The organism is Phycicoccus avicenniae (assembly GCF_018139485.1).
Lineage (GTDB): Bacteria > Actinomycetota > Actinomycetes > Actinomycetales > Dermatophilaceae > Phycicoccus > Phycicoccus avicenniae.
Genome location: NZ_JAGSNF010000010.1, coordinates 20,830 through 38,359 on the forward strand (window position 1 = coordinate 20,830; position 17,530 = coordinate 38,359).

Annotated in this window: 20 protein-coding genes; 7 read left to right on the forward strand and 13 right to left on the reverse strand. The window is 74.7% G+C overall.

What is annotated here, in order from left to right; all coding sequences use genetic code 11:
• The first annotated feature begins 256 nt into the window (after positions 1–256).
• Positions 257–568: a hypothetical protein gene (locus tag KC207_RS08480; protein WP_211602583.1), complete on the forward strand. Its 312-nt coding sequence runs from the start codon at positions 257–259 to the stop codon at positions 566–568.
• Positions 569–613: 45 nt separating this feature from the next.
• Here KC207_RS08480 and KC207_RS08485 read toward each other — a convergent pair whose 3' ends face one another.
• From KC207_RS08485 to KC207_RS08500, 4 genes are all read right to left on the reverse strand, one after another.
• The gene (locus KC207_RS08485; RefSeq protein WP_211602584.1) at positions 614–2,290 is read right to left on the reverse strand and encodes an HNH endonuclease signature motif containing protein; all 1,677 of its coding nucleotides are present in this window, start codon (positions 2,288–2,290) and stop codon (positions 614–616) included.
• Positions 2,291–2,319: 29 nt separating this feature from the next.
• Positions 2,320–2,910, reverse strand: a complete 591-nt coding sequence (locus tag KC207_RS08490) for a hypothetical protein (protein ID WP_211602585.1) — start codon at positions 2,908–2,910, stop codon at positions 2,320–2,322.
• Positions 2,911–2,982: 72 nt separating this feature from the next.
• On the reverse strand, positions 2,983–3,447 hold the full coding sequence (locus KC207_RS08495; RefSeq protein WP_211602586.1) for an NUDIX hydrolase: 465 nt from the start codon (positions 3,445–3,447) through the stop codon (positions 2,983–2,985).
• A 5-nt stretch (positions 3,448–3,452) separates the two neighbouring features.
• The gene (locus KC207_RS08500) at positions 3,453–4,082 is read right to left on the reverse strand and encodes a flavin reductase family protein (RefSeq protein ID WP_211602587.1); all 630 of its coding nucleotides are present in this window, start codon (positions 4,080–4,082) and stop codon (positions 3,453–3,455) included.
• Between the two features lie 54 nt (positions 4,083–4,136).
• Here KC207_RS08500 and KC207_RS08505 point away from each other — a divergent pair, with 54 nt between their 5' ends.
• On the forward strand, positions 4,137–4,502 hold the full coding sequence (locus KC207_RS08505; protein ID WP_211602588.1) for a VOC family protein: 366 nt from the start codon (positions 4,137–4,139) through the stop codon (positions 4,500–4,502).
• A 13-nt stretch (positions 4,503–4,515) separates the two neighbouring features.
• On the opposite strand, the gene nadC is transcribed toward KC207_RS08505, so the two are convergent.
• The 4 genes from nadC to KC207_RS08525 are packed head-to-tail and all read right to left on the reverse strand — an operon-like array spanning position 4,516 to position 8,943.
• A complete protein-coding gene (nadC, locus tag KC207_RS08510) occupies positions 4,516–5,436 on the reverse strand; it encodes a carboxylating nicotinate-nucleotide diphosphorylase (protein WP_211602589.1) in 921 nt (306 codons plus the stop codon).
• A complete protein-coding gene (locus KC207_RS08515; protein ID WP_211602590.1) occupies positions 5,433–7,139 on the reverse strand; it encodes an L-aspartate oxidase in 1,707 nt (568 codons plus the stop codon). Before KC207_RS08515 ends, nadC begins: the two co-directional genes overlap by 4 nt.
• On the reverse strand, positions 7,136–8,062 hold the full coding sequence (gene panC, locus KC207_RS08520; RefSeq protein ID WP_211602591.1) for a pantoate--beta-alanine ligase: 927 nt from the start codon (positions 8,060–8,062) through the stop codon (positions 7,136–7,138). The genes KC207_RS08515 and panC overlap by 4 nt, the downstream gene beginning before the upstream one ends.
• Complete coding sequence (locus KC207_RS08525) at positions 8,059–8,943, reverse strand: Rossmann-like and DUF2520 domain-containing protein (protein WP_211602655.1); 885 nt, start codon at positions 8,941–8,943, stop codon at positions 8,059–8,061. The genes panC and KC207_RS08525 overlap by 4 nt, the downstream gene beginning before the upstream one ends.
• Before the next feature lie 112 nt (positions 8,944–9,055).
• Here KC207_RS08525 and KC207_RS08530 point away from each other — a divergent pair, with 112 nt between their 5' ends.
• Genes KC207_RS08530 through KC207_RS08550 form a run of 5 tightly spaced genes read left to right on the forward strand, consistent with a single transcriptional unit; the run spans position 9,056 to position 12,529 of the window.
• Complete coding sequence (locus KC207_RS08530; RefSeq protein WP_211602592.1) at positions 9,056–9,454, forward strand: hypothetical protein; 399 nt, start codon at positions 9,056–9,058, stop codon at positions 9,452–9,454.
• Positions 9,455–9,457: 3 nt separating this feature from the next.
• Positions 9,458–9,667, forward strand: coding sequence for a helix-turn-helix transcriptional regulator (locus tag KC207_RS08535; protein WP_211602593.1), 210 nt, complete (start codon positions 9,458–9,460; stop codon positions 9,665–9,667).
• Positions 9,660–10,637, forward strand: coding sequence for an SAM-dependent methyltransferase (locus tag KC207_RS08540; protein WP_211602594.1), 978 nt, complete (start codon positions 9,660–9,662; stop codon positions 10,635–10,637). The genes KC207_RS08535 and KC207_RS08540 overlap by 8 nt, the downstream gene beginning before the upstream one ends.
• Before the next feature lie 4 nt (positions 10,638–10,641).
• On the forward strand, positions 10,642–11,817 hold the full coding sequence (locus KC207_RS08545; RefSeq protein WP_211602595.1) for an NADH-quinone oxidoreductase subunit D: 1,176 nt from the start codon (positions 10,642–10,644) through the stop codon (positions 11,815–11,817).
• 16 nt (positions 11,818–11,833) lie between these two features.
• On the forward strand, positions 11,834–12,529 hold the full coding sequence (locus tag KC207_RS08550; RefSeq protein ID WP_211602596.1) for a nucleoside/nucleotide kinase family protein: 696 nt from the start codon (positions 11,834–11,836) through the stop codon (positions 12,527–12,529).
• On the opposite strand, the gene KC207_RS08555 is transcribed toward KC207_RS08550, so the two are convergent.
• From KC207_RS08555 to ftsH, 5 genes are read right to left on the reverse strand one after another with little or no spacing between them, the layout of a single operon-like run.
• The gene (locus KC207_RS08555) at positions 12,530–13,015 is read right to left on the reverse strand and encodes a DUF3180 domain-containing protein (RefSeq protein WP_211602597.1); all 486 of its coding nucleotides are present in this window, start codon (positions 13,013–13,015) and stop codon (positions 12,530–12,532) included. It lies immediately after the preceding gene.
• Positions 13,012–13,920: a dihydroneopterin aldolase gene (gene folB / locus KC207_RS08560; RefSeq protein ID WP_211602598.1), complete on the reverse strand. Its 909-nt coding sequence runs from the start codon at positions 13,918–13,920 to the stop codon at positions 13,012–13,014. Before folB ends, KC207_RS08555 begins: the two co-directional genes overlap by 4 nt.
• The gene (gene folP / locus KC207_RS08565; RefSeq protein ID WP_211602656.1) at positions 13,920–14,711 is read right to left on the reverse strand and encodes a dihydropteroate synthase; all 792 of its coding nucleotides are present in this window, start codon (positions 14,709–14,711) and stop codon (positions 13,920–13,922) included. The genes folB and folP overlap by 1 nt, the downstream gene beginning before the upstream one ends.
• Before the next feature lie 41 nt (positions 14,712–14,752).
• The gene (gene folE / locus KC207_RS08570) at positions 14,753–15,373 is read right to left on the reverse strand and encodes a GTP cyclohydrolase I FolE (protein ID WP_211602599.1); all 621 of its coding nucleotides are present in this window, start codon (positions 15,371–15,373) and stop codon (positions 14,753–14,755) included.
• The gene (gene ftsH, locus KC207_RS08575; RefSeq protein WP_211602600.1) at positions 15,357–17,462 is read right to left on the reverse strand and encodes an ATP-dependent zinc metalloprotease FtsH; all 2,106 of its coding nucleotides are present in this window, start codon (positions 17,460–17,462) and stop codon (positions 15,357–15,359) included. Before ftsH ends, folE begins: the two co-directional genes overlap by 17 nt.
• Positions 17,463–17,530: the final 68 nt, after the last annotated feature.

A 17,530-nucleotide genomic window follows, 5' to 3' on the forward strand; every position in this document is an offset into this window, starting at 1 on the left:
CCTCACGGAGAGCGGCCACGACGTCCGGTTCTCCGTGCCGAGCCGTCACTGCGCCCGACCCTCCCACCGGCCAGCCACCACCGCGCCCGGCCTTTCCCACCGACAGCCACCACCGCGACCACCGGTCTGCTCGGGTGGCGCCGTCGCTCCCCGGCGGGGGTACGGTCGTCGGATGGGGCAACCTCGGTCCGGCAGGGACCGCCGTGGCCCCGGCCGCGGCAGTCTGCTCCGTCGGGCGGTGGCGACCGTTCTCGCGGTGGCCGCGGTGAACCTGGGCTGGCTCCTCTGGGCCGCGATCGATGAGGCCGCCGTGCCGAACCCGTCCGCCCTTCCCGCCTTGCCGGCGGGTGCCACGGTCCTCGAGCGGAGCGTCGACTGCGGCTCGGGCGGCTGCTGGCGCGAGCTGGTCCTCGATACCGGTGACCGGCCCGCCACCGATCTCACGAGCGAGCTGGACCTCGACGAGCCACGATGCCGGCCGTCCCTGCCGGTCCCGCGGCGGGTCTGCACCGACGCGACCGCGGGTCCACGCGACCGACTCGTCGTGCACGCGCGGTTCGCCTGGTGAGCGCCGAGGACCGGCCCGCTGGCGGGTCCACGGGCAGGTCGACGATCAAAAAGGTGGGACGTCCGGTCGAGGTGGCGGCCGGCCGGCTCGTGGACGGTGGCGTGGCAGGTCCACCAGCCGGGAAGGCCCTCTCAGCACGTGGACGTCGACCCGACACCCGTCACCGGGCGCAGCCGGTGCCGCCCGGCTCCGTCGAGGGCCCTGACGCGAGGGGACCAGGAGGTGCTCGAGCGCGTACTCGACCGGGCTGAAGAGGTCGCCGCCGCCGTCCGGGGCACCGGCCTCGCTCGCCGGGTCGGTCCCGAGGTCCGGCAGGACGACCGGATCGAGCCGGTCGAGGGGTGCGGTCATCCGCGTCCGGCCGGTCGGGTCGGTCCACCGGGCCGTCCCGTCCGGCGCGAGGACCACCCGCCAGCCAGGTCTCTGCTTGACCCGGTGGTGTCGACGGCACAGGCAGACGAGGTTGGCGGCCGACGTCACGCCTGCGGGCCAGGGCAGGACGTGGTCGAGGTCGCAGAAGCGTGCGGCGACGTGGCACCCGGGGAAGCGGCACCGGCCGTCCCGGTCCCGGACCAGCCGCGCGAGCCGCCGTCCCAGCCGGTAGCCGGAGCTCCGCAGATCGTCCCGAGGATCGACGACGCCTCCGGACCCCGGGTCGCACACGAGGTTCTTCGAGGACTCCGGGTCCCGGATCCCGCGGGGAGGGCCGCCGCCCTCCCCGCGGGACGCCGGAGGGGCATCGGCGCACGACCCTGCGCCGTGCGCCGGCGACCCGAGCCAGCCCCGCGGGACGAGCATCGGCTCCGCCGGCCGTGCACCCCCGACCTCGACGAGGTCGGAGGCGGCGTCCGCGGGGCAGGCGCCCGGCGAAGCACCTGCCTCGGCCGGCACGGTGAGCCGGACGTCGACGTCGACCGTGGCCGCACCGGTGACGAGGTCGGTGAGTGCCTTGGCCCGGGCCCGGTCGACCCGCGAGCAGGTCCCGTCGGCGACGTACCGCTGCGCGAGGTCGTCGATCGCCGCCCACGCCACCAGGGCCTCCTCGGAGGGGAACGTCCCGTGCCACGTGTCGACGCCCGGCTCGCCGGCCCAACGCTCCAGGCGGGACTCCGACCGTGCCCGGACCGCGCGCTGCCGCAGCAGGTCGGGCGAGATGCGCGCCAGCATCCGGCGCACCCGACGGCGCAGTCGTGGACCGTCCTCGACGCCCAGGTACTCCTCCAGCCCCGTGACGACCGTCGCCGCGACCTCGGCAGGGCACTCCTCGAGCTCGGTGGCGACGACCCCCGCGCGGTACGGATCGAGCCGACCCGACGCCATCGCGAGGTGCAGCCCGGCGAGCCCCGTGGCGGTGTCCGTCCCCTCCGGTCCGTCCGCCGCGAGCCGCACGGCCGCCCGGACCCGGCGCTCCGCCTCGACCTGGGTGACGACGAGAGCCCCGGACACGAGCGCGGGGGCGTCGAGGGCGACGTGACCGGGGGCCCGATGGGTCTCGATCTCCTCACCCGACTCGAGGGTCTCCGGCTCGATCGCCGCCAACCGGACCGTTGCGACGTCCTGGGCCGCCTGCGCCGTGTCCACCAGGGCCTGCAGCGCCTCGAGCGCCTCGACCCACTCGGCCCGCGACCCCACGGTCTCGCTCGGCCCCGCGGCGGCACCGAGCACCCGCGTGGCCCCACGCGCGGCCGCGGTCACCTCCCGCGGCCCGATCCGGTCCCCCATCGCAGCCCCCTGCTCTCGATGCCCCGAGCCTAGAGCCCTGCACCGACAGCGCCCTTCGACCCAGGACCGTCGGCGCTCGGCACGATCCGGTGGTCGTCGGGCGCTCCCGGCTTCGGCACCGGCACCCGTTCCTCCCGCCACCCGGCGACCCCGGGCAGGTCGTCGGCCAGCCGTCGCCAGAACCACGCCGCCGCCGTGTTGTCGTGCTGCCACGCGACCGTCCACGGCCCCGGGTGCCGCGCGAGCGCCGCCGTGACCATCCGCCCACCGAGCCCGCCGCCGCGCACGACCGGGGACACCCAGGCCGCGACGATGTGGATGGGGCCGGCCACGAGGCCGTCGAGGACGACGAACCCGACGGGCGCCGCCTCGCCGGTGGCCGGGTGCGGCTGCAGGGCGAGGTACGCGGCGACATCGGCGTCCTCACCCGTGGGCAGGCCCCTCGTCGAGTACCGGCCGTCGGCGTACGGCAGGCCCCGGACCACGGTCGCCAGATCGTGCCGGAGCAGCTGCCACAGGCGCGCCAGCACCCGGTGATCGGCATCGTCGACGACCAGCCGCAGGTCGATCCCCTCGGTGCTCACCGTGCCCTCCGTGGCCTCCGTTCCCTCCGCGCTCACCGCAGCATCGTGGCACCCGGCAGCCGTGACGGCACCCCACGGCGCCCCGCGACCCACACCCCGGCGTGGCGGTCAGCCCAGCCGGGTCGGCCCCTCGTGCGCGACCACCGTGCGCACCCGCTCGAGGTGCCGCTCGGCCATCGGCGGCAGTGCGTCGAGCCCGAACCACCCGACCTCGACCGACTCCTCGTCGCCCACCCGGGCCTCGCCCGCGACGTACCGGCACCGGAAGACGTGGTCGACGTACTGCGTCCGGTCGCCGTTCGGGTACTCGACGACCGGCGTGACGTCGACCCGGGCGAGCAGGTCGACCGCGCACTCGACCCGCGTCTCCTCGAGGCACTCGCGGACCGCCGTCGTCGCCGGGTGCTCCCCCGGGTCGCAGATGCCCGTGACGGGGGTCCACTCCCCCGTGTCGGACCGGCGCACGAGCAGCACCCGGTCCTCGTCGAGCACGACGGCGGTCATCCCGGGCAGCCACAGCAGGTCGTGCCCGACGCGCTCGCGCAGCCGGAGGATGAAGTCGGGGGTCGCCACGGCGCTCAGCCCTCGTACCGCGGCCGCTCGATCGAGCGGACCTCGCCGAGCCGGCCCCACTCGTCGGCTCCGAGCCGGGACAACGGGTCGAGCCCGCGGACGTCGACGTGCGGCCGGCCCTGCATGTCCGCCGACGCCGCCACGTCCGACGACACCGCCGCGTGGACGACGAGCCCGACGACGACGAAGCAGTTGCCCGTCGGCCGCACCTCGTGCAGCCGGCACTCGAACGCGACCGGCGACGCGGCCACCCTGGGCGGCGCGACGACGAGCGAGGTCTCCCGCTCGACCCCCTCGGCGTCGAACTCCCCGAGCTCCGGCGGGTAGTCGGCCGACGTCGCGTTGACGACCTCGAACAGCGGCTCCGGGGTGACGTTGACGACGAACTCCTCCGTCGCCTCGATGTTGGTCAGGGTGTCCTTGCGCCCGACGGAGGTGAAGGACAGCATCGCCGGGTCGGTGCTCGCGACGGTGAAGAACGAGTGCGGCGCGAGGTTGTCGACCCCCTCGGCCGACCGGCTGCTCACCCAGGCGATGGGGCGGGGCACGACCGACGCCGTCATGAGCCGGTAGCCGGCCCTCCCCGTGACCCGTCCGGACTCCGGACCGTGCTGGAACGGCAGCTCGTGGCGCATACCGACGACCCTAGGTCCATTCCCGGGCGGCATCGGCGGCGGCACCATGGGGAGGTGCTCACCCGCTTCGTCGCCACGGTGTCCTACTCCGACGTCGCGGTCGGGCTCGACCTGTTCCGGGACGGGCTCGGGATGCGGGTCGTCCATGCCGACGGGGCGATGACCGTCCTCGAGCGCGACGGCGCCAAGATCCAGCTCGTCGACGACGCCCACGCTGCCCGGCACTCCGAACGGCCGGAGCTCGGCCTCCAGACCGACGACGTGCAGGCGGTCTTCGACGACGTCTCCGCCCGCCGACCGGACCTGCTCCACCCGAACCTACCGAGCCCGCGCCGCCGCCCGTGGGGCGCGGTCGAGTTCGCCCTCCTCGACAGCACGACGGTCTGCGTCGCCGTCCGGCAGTGGGTCGCGGACGACTGACGCCGCGGGCCGGTCAGCCGCCGGTGACGTCGAGGTCGAGCGCGATGTCGACGATCGGGGACGAGTGCGTGAGCGCCCCGACGGAGAGGTGGTCGACCCCGGTCTCCCCGTACTCCCGCACGACGTCGAGCGTCAGCCCGCCGGTCCCCTCGATCTCGACCGCCTCGCCGGTGGCCCGCACGGCCGCCACCGTCTCGCGAAGCAGGTCCGGCGACATGTTGTCGCACAGGAGGAAGCGCGCCCCCGCCGCGACCGACTCCAGCGCCTCGGCCGTCGTCGTCACCTCGACCTGCACCTCGACGTCGGGGTACGCGGCCCGGACGGCGTCGTAGGCGGCGGTCAACCCGCCGGCGGCGAGCTTGTGGTTGTCCTTGACCATCGCGACGTCGTGCAGGCCCATCCGCTTGTTCGTGCCGCCGCCGCAGCGCACGGCGTACTTCTCGAGCGCGCGCAGCCCGGGCGTCGTCTTGCGCGTGTCGAGCACCGTCGCGCCGGTCCCCTCCAGGGCGTCGGCCCACCGGCGGGTGTGGGTCGCGACCCCGCTGGTCCGCGAGAGGACGTTGAGGACCGTCCGCTCCGCGACGAGGAGGGTCCGCGCCGGTCCCCGCACCGTTGCCAGGCGGTCCCCGCGCGCGAACCGCTCGCCGTCCGCGCGGTGCGTCTCGACGGCGGCCGCGCCGGTCCCCAGCCGCCGGTCGACGGCGTCGAGGACGAGCCCGACGACCGGCAGGCCCGCGAGGACCCCGTCCTGCCGTGCGACGAGGTGCGCGACACCGCGCTGGTCGGCGGGGATGGTCGCGAGCGTCGTGACGTCGCGTCCGGCGCCGCCGTCGGAGGTGCCGAGGTCCTCGTCGAGCGCGCGCTCGACGACGATCCGGGCCTCGTCCTCGGGGAAGCCGAGGCCGGCGCCCGGACCCGCCCACCGGTCGGTCATGACATCGCTCCCGTCGGGGCCTCGAGCGCCCGCTCGGTGACGAGGAGCCGGCCGTCGGCGCCGCGGGAGACGCCCTGGTGGACGAGCCACCGGTCGTCGTCGTGGTCGGGGTGGTCGCGCCTCACGTGCCCGCCGCGGGTCTCCTCCCGGCGATGGGCGAGGAGCGCGAGGGTCTGCCCGAGGTGGAGCAGGTTCGTGGTCTCCCACGTCATCGGCCCGGGGGCCGCCGCGCTCGGCGGCAGCGCCGCGAGCCCGGCGAGGTCGGACGCCGCGCGCGCGGTGGAGGCTGCCGTGCGCAGCGCCCCGCACCCCCGGGTCATCGACCGCTGGACGGTGATCCGGTGCCCGGCGTCGAGCAGGTCGTACGGCACGTCGGTGGCGGCCGCGGGCACCCGCCGCGGCAGCTCGCCCGCGGCGAGCCGCTCCGCGACGTCGTCGGCGATCCGGTGCGCGAAGACGAGGCCCTCGAGCAGCGAGTTGGAGGCGAGCCGGTTGGCGCCGTGGACCCCGGTGCAGGACACCTCGCCGCACGCGTAGAGGCCGTCGACCGTCGACCGGCCCCGCAGGTCGGTCTCGACGCCCCCGGACGCGTAGTGCTGGGCCGGGGCGACCGGCAGCAGGTCCGTCACGGGGTCGACGCCGAGCTCCCGGCAGCGCGCGACGATCGACGGGAAGCGCTCCTCGAGGAACGCCGCCCCGAGGTGCCGGGCGTCGAGCCACACGTGCTCGAGCCCGCGGGCGTCCATGACGTCGAGGATCCCGCGGGCGACGACGTCCCGCGGCGCGAGGTCGGCCAGCTCGTGACGGCCCTCCATGATGCGGGCGCCGGTGTCGTCGACGAGGACGGCACCCTCGCCCCGCACGGCCTCGGAGATGAGCGGTTGCTGTCCCGTCGAGCCCTCCCCGAGGTAGAGGACCGTCGGGTGGAACTGGACGAACTCGAGGTCGGTCACCCGCGCGCCGGCCCGCAGCGCGGCCGCCATGCCGTCCCCGGTCGCGACCGGCGGGTTCGTCGTCGAGGTGTAGATCTGGCCGAGACCGCCGGTCGCGAGGACGACGGCGCGGGCGTGGGCCGCCCCCACCCCGTCCTTCTGCCCCTCCCCGATGACGTGCAGCGTCACCCCGCAGACGGCGCCGTCGTCCGCGGTGAGCAGGTCGACGACGAGGGCGTGCTCGACGACCTCGATCCCCGGGTCGTCCAGCACCCGCTGGAGGGCGGCGATGAGGGCCCGCGAGATCTCCGCCCCGGTCGCGTCCCCACCGGCGTGCGCGATCCGGTCCCGGTGGTGACCGCCCTCACGGGTCAGCTTGATCTCGCCGTCGGCGTCGAGGTCGAAGTGCGCCCCGAGCCCGACGAGCTCGCGGACCCGGTCCGGTCCCTCGGTGACGAGGGCCCGCACCGCCTCGACGTCGCACAGCCCGACCCCGGCGACGAGGGTGTCCTCGAGGTGCTCCTGCGGGGTGTCCTCGGGAGCGAGCGCCGCGGCGATCCCGCCCTGCGCCCAGCGCGTCGAGCCGGCCGACAGGACGGTCTTGGTCACGAGGAGCACCCGGTCGACGCGCTCGCGCAGCCGGAGCGCGCACGTCAGCCCGGCGATGCCGGACCCCACGACGACGACGTCGGCCTCCGTCGTCCAGCCGGGGTCGCCGGCCGCGAGGCGGCGGGGCAGCACGGGCCCGGCCGTCCCGTCGTCGGGCGTCACGGGGCGTCCTTCCCGTGCGGGTCCTCCGAGAAGACGTCGAGGCGTCCGCCGCCCGGTCCGACGCGCAGCGGGGTGTTGTCGATGAGCCGCGTCGTCCCGACCTTCGCCGCCACCGCGAGCAGGGCCTCCCCGCGGTACCACTCGGGGACGTCCTCGAGGGTCGTCGGGTGGACGAGGACGAGGTAGTCGACGAGCGCGAGCGGCTCCCCGACGAGCACCTCCCGGGCGGCCCGCCGCACGGCCGACGGCCCGTAGGTCGCGGCGTCCGCGCCGGCCTGCAGCGCGCGGCTCAGGCACAGGGCCGTCTCACGGTCGGAGTCGGTGAGGTAGGCGTTGCGGCTGCTCAGGGCGAGCCCGTCGGCCTCGCGGACCGTCGGCACCGGGACGACCTCGACGGGGAGGTCGAGGTCGCGGACCATCCGCCGGATGAGGAGCAGCTGCTGGGCGTCCTTCTGCCCGAAGTACGCGCTGCGCGCCCCGGTGAGGTGGAAGAGCTTGGCGACGACGGTGAGCACGCCGTCGAAGTGACCCGGTCGCGCCGCGCCCTCGAGCATCGCACCGAGCGCACCGGACGACACCCGGATGCCCGGGTCGCCGTCGGGGTAGACGACGTCGGGGCTCGGGGCGAACACGAGGTCGACGCCGGCGTCGGTGCAGATCCGCATGTCGTCGTCGAACGTGCGCGGGTACCGGGAGAGGTCCTCGCCGACGCCGAACTGGAGCGGGTTGAGGAAGATCGTCACGACGACGTGCGCGTGCCGGGCCCTGGCCTGCTCGATGAGCCGGGCGTGCCCCTCGTGCAGCGCCCCCATCGTCATGACGACGCCGACGTCGCCGGAGGTGAGGTCGGCGCGGGCGGCGGACAGCTCGTCGCGGGTGTGCGCGACGGCGGGCGCCGTCCGCGCGGGGGTCGTGGTCGTCACTCGGGCTCCTGGTCGGAGAGGGCGTCGAGGAGGGGCTCCGCCGACGTCGCCCGCAGCCGGCCGGCGTCGAGGGCACGCAGCGCGGTGGCCCGGGCAAGCGCCACGTAGGTCCTCCGGATCTCGGGGGCGAGCCGGTCCAGCTCGCCCAGGTGGTCCCTCACCGTACCGACGTCGCCGCGGGCGACCGGGCCGGTGAGGGCGGCGTCACCCGCGCGCAGGGCGTTGTCGAGCGCGGCGTGCAGGAGCGGCGCGAGCACCTGCCGTGGCTGGTCCACGCCCGCGCGGCCGAGGAGGTCCAGCGCCTCGGCCGTGAGGGTCACGAGGTGGTTGGCGCCGTGCGCGAGGGCCGCGTGGTACGCGACCCGGTCGGTCTCGTCGACCCACACCGGGGTCCCACCCATCTCGAGGACGAGGGCCTCGGCGACCGGACGGACGGCCGCGTCCACGGTGACGCCGAAGGCGCAGTCTGCGAGGCGGTCGAGGTCCATCGCCGTGCCGGAGAACGTCATCGCGGGATGCAGGGCGAGTGGCATCGCGTGGTGCTCGCGGACGGGGTCGAGGACCCCGACGCCGTGCCGCCCGCTCGTGTGGACGACGATCTGACCGGCCTGCCAGCCCCCCGTCGCCGCCAGCCCACCGACGAGGTGCGGCAGCGCGTCGTCCGGGACGGCGAGGAGGACGAGCTCGGCGCCGGCGACGACGGTCGGGACGTCGGCGACGGGCACCCCGGGCAGCAGGGCGCCCGCACGGGCGCGGCTGGCGTCGCTCACGGCGTAGGCCCCGGTGACCCGGTGCCCGGCGCGGGCGAGCGCCGCACCGAGCACGGCGCCGACGCGACCGGCCCCGACGACGCCCACCGAGAGGCGTGCGGGATGCTCCATGCCCTCCACGACCGAGCACGCTACCGGCCGGGCCGGACGCCCCTCACATGTCAAGGTGCTTTGTCGACAAGCACGCTTGACATATGGCAAGCGTGCTTGTCATGGTGGACCCATGAACGCCATCCGACACCTCACCTGGTTCAACCGCCTCTTCCTCGTCGTCATGGTCGGCGGTGCCGTGTGGTGCCTCGCCGTCGGCATCTGGTGGTGGACGGCCCTCCTGCTCGTCGGGGTCGCCTACCTCGCCGTCGCCTACCGCCAGGCGCTGCGCGGCGGCGGCACCGACCGCAGCCGGGTCAACGCCGTCCAGCCCTTCGACGAGCGCGAGAGCGCCGCGTCCACGTGGGCCTTCAACGTCACCGGCCAGGTCGCCGTCCTCGCGCTCATGGCCCTCTTCGTCGCGCAGACGGCGATGCAGGGCGGCCAGCCCGACACGATCGTCGTCCTGCTCCTCCTCCTCGTGGCCGGGACGTGGGGTGTGGCCATCCAGGTCGCGACCCGGAGGGCCTGAGCCGTGGACAACGAGATCCGCCGCCTGCGCGGCGAACGGGGCCTGTCGCAGGCGGCCCTCGGTGAGGCGCTCGGCGTCTCCCGCCAGACCGTCAACTCCCTCGAGGCCGGCCGCTACGACCCCTCCCTCCCCCTCGCCCTCGCCCTCGGCCGCTTCTTCGGGATGCCCGTCGAGGACCTCTTCCACCTCCCCGACGGGGGCGACGGTGGGTGACCTCCTGCCCTGGCGGCTGGCGTGGCAGGTCGCCCTCTACGGGAGCGACGGGTTCTACCGTCGGGCGTCCGGCCCGGCGGGGCACTTCACGACCTCGACCCACGGGCCGCACGCGGCCGTCCTCGCCGAGGCCCTCGGCCGGCTCGCCGACCGCGAGGGCGCCCGGCACGTCGTCGACGTCGGCGCCGGACGCGGAGAGCTGCTCACCGCGCTGCACGCCGCCCGCCCCGACCTGCACCTCACCGGGGTCGACGTCGTCGCCCGCCCCGAGCGCCTGCCGGGCGGGGTCGCGTGGCTCGTCTCCCCCGGCGGGTCCGACCTCCCGGCGGAGCTGCGGGACCTCACCGACGTCCTCGTCGTCGCGAACGAGTGGCTCGACGTCGTGCCGTGCACCGTGGCGACCGTCCGGGGCGGCCGCCTCGTCGAGGTCGACGTCGACGTCGCGACCGGCGCGGAGGCACCCGGCGGCCCGCTCGACCCCGACGACGAGGCCTGGGCGGCGGCGCACTGGCCGGCCGACGGGCTGCCCGACGGCGCACGCGTCGAGGTCGGGCTGACCCGGGACCGGGCGCACGCCGACCTGCTCTCCCGCGTCCGCAGAGGGACGGTCCTCGTCGTCGACTACGCCCACGACCGGGTCACCCGCCCCCTGCCGGGCACGCTCACCGCCTACCGGGACGGCGGGATCGTCGACCCGGTGCCGGACGGCTCGTGCGACCTCACCGCGCACGTCGCCCTCGACACCCTCGACACCGACCGCGTCGTCACCCAGCGGGAGGCCCTGCGCGCCCTCGGCGTCACCGGGACAGTCCCCGACCACTCCCTCGCCCGCACCGACCCGCTGGGCTACCTCGGCGCCCTGTCCCGGTCCTCGGCCGAGGCCTCGCTCCTCGCCCCCCGCGGCCTCGGAGGGTTCGGCTGGGCGCTGACCCGCCTCCCCCGGTCCGGCGCGACGGGTGCGGCAGACTGAGCGGATGAGCACCGACGCGTCCGGCCCCCGCGCGCTCGACGTCGCGGTCGGCGCGGGCGGTCTCGCGACGGCCGACATGGTGCTCAACATCGGACCGCAGCACCCCGCGACGCACGGCGTCCTGCGGCTCAAGGTCACCCTCGACGGCGAGCGCATCGTCGACGCCGAGCCCGTCGTCGGCTACATGCACCGCGGCGCCGAGAAGCTCTTCGAGGTCCGCGACTACCGGCAGATCACCGTGCTCGCGAACCGGCACGACTGGCTGTCGGCGTTCTCCTCCGAGCTCGGCGTCGTCATGGGCGTCGAGGCGATGCTCGGGATGGAGGTGCCGGAGCGGGCGGTGTGGCTGCGGACCCTCCTCGCCGAGCTCAACCGGGTCCTGTCGCACCTGATGTTCCTCGGCTCCTACCCGCTGGAGCTCGGGGCGATCACGCCGATGTTCTACGCCTTCCGCGAGCGCGAGGACCTCCAGGCGGTCATGGAGGAGGCCTCCGGCGGCCGGATGCACTACATGTTCAACCGGGTCGGCGGCCTCAAGGAGGACGTCCCGGCGGGCTGGCTCGGCCGGGTGTCCGGGGCCGTCGCCGCCGTCCGGCGCCGGCTGCCGGACCTCGAGTCGATGCTCGTCGGCAACGAGATCCTCGAGGCCCGCACCCGCGGCGTCGGCGTCCTGGACCGCGACACCTGCCTCGCCTACGGCGTGTCCGGCCCCATCGCCCGGGCCAGCGGCCTCGACCTCGACCTGCGCCGCGACGACCCCTACCTGGCCTACGGCGAGCTCTTCGCGCCCGGCGGCCCCGGACGCGTCGTCACGCGGAGCGCCGGTGACTGCCTCGCCCGGCTCGAGGTGCTCCTCGAGCAGGTCCACGTGAGCCTCGACCTCGCCGACGCCTGCCTCGACCGGCTCCGCACCCTGCCGCCCGGCCCGGTGAACCAGCGGCTGCCGAAGGTGCTCAAGGTGCCCGAGGGCGAGCGGTACACCGCGACCGAGAACCCGCTCGGGCTCAACGGCTACTACCTCGTCTCCCGCGGCGAGAAGACCCCGTGGCGGCTCAAGCTCCGCTCGGCGTCGTTCGGCAACGTCCAGGTCCTCTCGCAGGTGCTGCCCGGCTGCGTCGTCGCCGACATGGTCGCGGTGCTCGGGTCGATGTTCTTCGTCGTCGGCGACGTCGACAAGTAGGCCGCGAGGAGTCCCGGTGCGCCTCTCCCCGTCGACGTGGCAGCAGCCCGTCCCGGCCGAGCGGACCACGCCCCGCACGGCGCTCCTCGACACGCTCGCCGCGGAGGTCACCGTCCGCCCCGGGCGCCTCGTCGTCGCCGTCGACGGATCGACCGGCGCCGGCAAGACCTCCTTCGCCCACGAGCTGGGGCTCGCCCTCGAGCGGCACGGCCGGCCCGTGCTGCGCGCGTGCCTCGACGACCACAAGCGCCCGTGGTCCGAGCGCCACCGCTACGACCGCACGTCCGGCGAGGGGTACTACCGCACCGCGACCGACCTCGACCGGGTCCGTATGAGCCTCGTCGGCGCCTTCTGCGACGGACCCGACGTCGCCCTCTGCGGCATCGACCCGCTGACCCAGGTCGACCACCGCGAGGACCGCACGGGGGTGGGGCCGGACGACGTGCTCGTCGTCGACGGCGTCTTCGTCCTGCGCCCGGAGCTGCGCGACCTGTGGGACGTCGTCGTCCGGCTCGTCGTCGACCCCGACGTCGCCCTCGAGCGGGCGGTGGGGCGCGACACCGGTCGCGAGGGGTACGCCGAGGCCCGGACGCTGCACGTCGAGCGGTACGGCGCCGCCGACACGGTCTACCGCGCGGAGGCCGACCCCGACGCACGTGCCGACGTGCTCGTCGACAACACCGACCTCGACAGGCCGGTCCGGCTGCGCTGATCAGCGCCCGGTCGGCCGCTCGTCGAAGCGCGGGTCGTCCTCGTCCTCGTCGATGCGGCACCACGACTGCGCGACCATGCCGGCGACGGCGAGCAGTGCCGACGCGAGGACCGCGGCCCCGAACGGCAGCAACCGGTCCCGGTTCGCGACGAGGTCGAGGTCGGTGAGCAGCTGGAGCAGGTGGCCGAGGTACCAGCCGGCCGCCGCCGCCCCGGTGAGCGCGGAGGCCTGGGCGAGGACGACGGTCCGGGCGGCCCGCAGCCCGTCGACCGCGGTCCGCCGTCCGCTCGCGAGGTGCCGCCGGACCGGGCGGGCGACCCAGAGGACGAGGCCGCCCATGACGACGAGCAGGAGGTCGGCCGGCCACGGCGGCACCGGCAGCAGGCTGCCCCCACGGGTGATGACCGTCGCGACGAGGAACCCGAGCACGAGGAGCACCCCCACGACGACGAGCAGGCCACGGACGGTCACGCCGTGGCGCATCATCGCTCGTCCTCGGGGCGGGACGGACCGCGGCGGACGATCCCGCCGGTGTCGACGCGCCGGACGAGGTCGGCGACCCGCACGACCTCGCCGGCGACCCGCAGGACCGCCTCGGCGTCGGCGTCGAGCCACGGCACGAGGACGAACCCGCGCTCGTGGGCGCGGGGGTGCGGCAGCGTGAGCACCGGGTCGTCCGAGACGACGTCGGTGTCGAAGACCGGGTCGCCGTACTGGACGACGTCGAGGTCGAGGGTGCGCGGCCCCCAGCGCACCTCGCGGACCCGGTCGTACTGGAGCTCGAGGGTCTGCAGCTGCTCGAGGACCGCGTTCGGGGAGTCGTGCGTGGTCCCGACGACGACGGCGTTGACGTACGTCGGCTGGCCGGCGGGCCCTCCGACCGGTGGGGTCTCGAAGATGTGCGAGGCCGCGGTGACCTGGAGCACCCCGAAGCCGTCGAGCTCCTCGACGACGTCCTCGACCGTCTCCTGCGGGCTCGTCCCGCCGCGGGCGAGGTTGGCCCCGATGGCGACGACGACGGGCACGGCCGGGCGCCGCCGGACCACCGTCACGGCGACGTCACCGAACGGCACCGGGACGGGCGCCTGCGGCTTGTGGACCGTGACGGCCACCTCGTCGACCCGCAGGTCGCCGAGCACGTCCTGCGCGATGACGGTCGCGAGCCGCTCGATGAGGTCGTACGGCTCCCCCTCCACGCGGGCGACGACGCCCTGGGCGAGCGCCCCGTAGTCGACGGTGTCGACGAGGTCGTCGGTGCGGCCGGCCCGGGACAGGTCGAGCTCGAGGCGCAGGTCGACGACGAACTCCTGGCCGTCGCGCTTCTCGTGGTCGAAGACGCCGTGGTGGCCGGTGGCGCGCACGCCCTTGACCTCGATGACGTCGAGCTCCATCACACCCGCCCTCCGAGGGCCGCCGTGACGTCGAGGGCGTCGACCGCCCCGGCGACGTCGTGGACCCGGACGCCCCAGGCACCGTGCAGGGCGGCGTGCGACGTCGTCACGGCCGTCGCGACGTCGCGCTCGAGCGGGGCGCGCTCGTCGCCGTCGGCCCGTCCCACCCGGCCGAGGAAGGTCTTGCGGGAGGTCCCGACGAGCACCGGCAGCCCGAGCGCCACGACCTCGTCGAGGCGGCGCAGCAGCTCCCAGTTGTGCTCCGCGGTCTTGGCGAACCCGAACCCGGGGTCCAGGACGATCCGCTCCCGGGCCACCCCGGCGCCGACGAGCGCGTCCACACGCTCACCGAGGGCCCGGCAGACCTCGGCGACGACGTCGTCGTACACCGCGCGGGACTGCATGTCGCTCGCGTGCCCCCGCCAGTGCATCGCGACCACCGGCACACCGCGGTCGGCGACGAGCGGCACCATGTCGGGGTCGGCGAGACCGGCGGAGACGTCGTTGACGAGCGTCGCCCCGGCGTCGAGGGCCGCGGCGGCGACCCCCGCGCGCATCGTGTCGACGGACACCGGCCCGCCCTCGGCGAGCGCCTCGACCACCGGCAGCACCCGGCGCAGCTCCTCGGCCTCGCTCGGCCGCTCCGCGCCGGGTCGGGTCGACTCCCCGCCGACGTCGAGGACGTCGGCGCCGCGGGCTCGCAGGTCCCGTCCGTGGGCCACCGCGGCCTCGGGGGCGAACCACTCGCCGCCGTCGCTGAAGGAGTCGGGGGTGACGTTGACGACCCCCATGACGACCGGTCGTCCCGGCCGTCCCTGGGGCAGGGCCTGCGTCACCGCTTGCCGCCGAGCAGCAGCGACATCGCCTCCGCCCGGGTGGCCGGGTCGCGCAGCTGGCCGCGGACGGCCGAGGTGATGGTGCGCGAGCCCGGCTTGTGGACCCCGCGCATCGACATGCACAGGTGCTCGGCCTCGAGGACGACGATGACGCCCTGGGCGTCGAGGTGCTCGACGAGGGCGTCCGCGACCTGGGTCGTGATCCGCTCCTGCACCTGCGGGCGCTTGGCGAAGACGTCGACGAGCCGCGCGAGCTTGGACAGCCCGGTGACCCGTCCGTCCTGGGCCGGGATGTACCCGATGTGGGCGACCCCGTGGAAGGGGAGCAGGTGGTGCTCGCACGTCGAGAAGACCTCGATGTCCCGGACGAGGATCAGCTCGTCGTGGTCGATCGGGAAGGTCGTCGACAGCACGTCGGCCGCGTTCTGCCCCATGCCGGAGTACAGCTCGGCGCACGCCCGGGCCACCCGTGCCGGCGTCTCGAGCAGGCCCTCACGGTCGGGGTCCTCCCCGACGGCGAGGAGCAGCTCACGGACGGCCGCCTCGGCGCGGGCGGTGTCGATGCGGTGCGCCCCCGAGGCGCTGGGCGTCGTCGTGTCCTCAGGAGGGGTCGACACGCCCACCGTCCGGCACCTCGACGATCTCGGTGGGCGGGTTCTCGTCCGGCGTCGTCTTCGCCCCGACCTGCGCCTGCCGGTCGATCGCGGCCTCGGTGGCCGGGTCGCCCGGGGTGACCGAGGCGCCGTTCGGCGCACCCGAGCCGTTGCGCTCGGCCATCGCGGCCTCCTCGGCCGGGGTGAGGACCGGAGGGATGTCCGACAGCGTCCGGTGCTCGCTCGACAGCCACGTCGGACGGTGCGGGCGCTTGACGACGTCGGAGAAGATCTCGGCGAGCTCGGCCTGGTTCAGGGTCTCCTTCTCGAGCAGCTCGAGGACGAGCCGGTCGAGCACCGTGCGGTTGTCGTTGACGACGTGCCACGCCTCGTCGTGCGCGGAGTCGATGAGCCTGCGGACCTCCTCGTCGACGACGGAGGCGACCTGCTCGGAGTAGTCCCGCTCGTGGCCCATGTCGCGGCCGAGGAACGGCTCCCCGCCCGAGGACCCGAGCTTGATGGCGCCGACCCGCTCGCTCATCCCGAACTCGGTCACCATCTTGCGAGCCATCGCCGTGGCCTTCTCGATGTCGTTCGCGGCGCCGGTCGTCGGGTCGTGGAAGATGATCTCCTCCGCGACGCGGCCCCCGAGGGCGTAGGCGAGCTGGTCGAGGATCTCGTTGCGGGTCGTCGAGTACTTGTCGTCGGTCGGCATGACCATCGTGTAGCCGAGGGCCCGCCCACGGGGCAGGATCGTCACCTTCGTCACGGGGTCGGTGTGGTTCATCCCGGCGGCGACGAGGGCGTGCCCGCCCTCGTGGTACGCGGTGATCTTCCGCTCCTGCGCCGACATGATGCGGGTGCGCTTCTGCGGCCCGGCGATGACCCGGTCGATCGCCTCGTCGAGGACCTCGTCGTCGATGAGCTTCTTGTCGGTGCGCGCCGTGAGGAGCGCCGCCTCGTTGAGGACGTTCGCCAGGTCGGCACCGGTCATGCCGGGCGTGCGTCGGGCGACGGCGAGCAGGTCGACACCCGCGGCCATCGGCTTGCCCTGGGCGTGCACCTCGAGGATGCGGTGCCGCCCGATCATGTCCGGGTTCTCGACGGCGATCTGCCGGTCGAAGCGGCCCGGGCGCAGCAGCGCCGGGTCGAGGATGTCGGGACGGTTCGTCGCGGCGATGAGGATGACGTTCGTCTTGACGTCGAAGCCGTCCATCTCGACGAGCAGCTGGTTGAGGGTCTGCTCGCGCTCGTCGTGGCCGCCGCCCATGCCGGCGCCGCGGTGACGGCCGACGGCGTCGATCTCGTCGACGAAGACGATGGCGGGGGCGTTGGCCTTGGCCTGCTCGAAGAGGTCGCGGACGCGGGAGGCGCCGACACCGACGAACATCTCGACGAAGTCCGAGCCGGAGATCGAGTAGAAGGGCACGCCCGCCTCACCGGCGACGGCCCGGGCGAGGAGGGTCTTGCCGGTACCGGGCTGGCCGTAGAGCAGGACGCCCTTGGGGATCTTCGCGCCGACGGCGAGGAACTTCGCCGGCTCGCGGAGGAAGTCGACGATCTCGTGCAGCTCCTCGGTGGCCTCGTCCGCTCCGGCGACGTCGCTGAACGTGACCTTCGGCATGTCCTTGCTCGCGAGCTTGGCCTTGGACTTGCCGAACTGCATGACGCGCGAGCCGCCGCCCTGCGCCTGGGTCATCAGGAACCAGAAGAGACCGACGAGCAGCAGCACCGGGAAGAAGCTGATGAAGATCGTCCAGAACGCACTGTCGCCCTCGCGCCGGTCGTTGTACCCGTCCGGCAGGTTCTCGTCGAGGGCCTCGACGAGGCGGTCGGCGCGGGCGTCGACGTACTCCGCGCGCACCTGGGTGGCGTCGCTGATGTTCGCGTCCTCGTCGCTGAAGGACTGGTCGTCGCGCAGGTCGAGGGTGATGACGTTGTCCGTCGTCATCTCCGCCTGCTCGACCGCCCCGTCGGCGATGAGCTGTTCGGCCTGCGAGGTGCGGATGGTCGTGTAGCCGTCGTTGTTGCCGACCGTGAAGACGAGCAGCACGAGAACGAGTGCGGTGAGCACCCAGAAGATCGGTGCCCGGAAGAGACGTTTGGCGTTCATGTGGCTGCGGAGCGCGTGCCCCGACCCTCCTGCTCGTTCGGGTGGTGACCGGGCGACCTCGCCTGCCC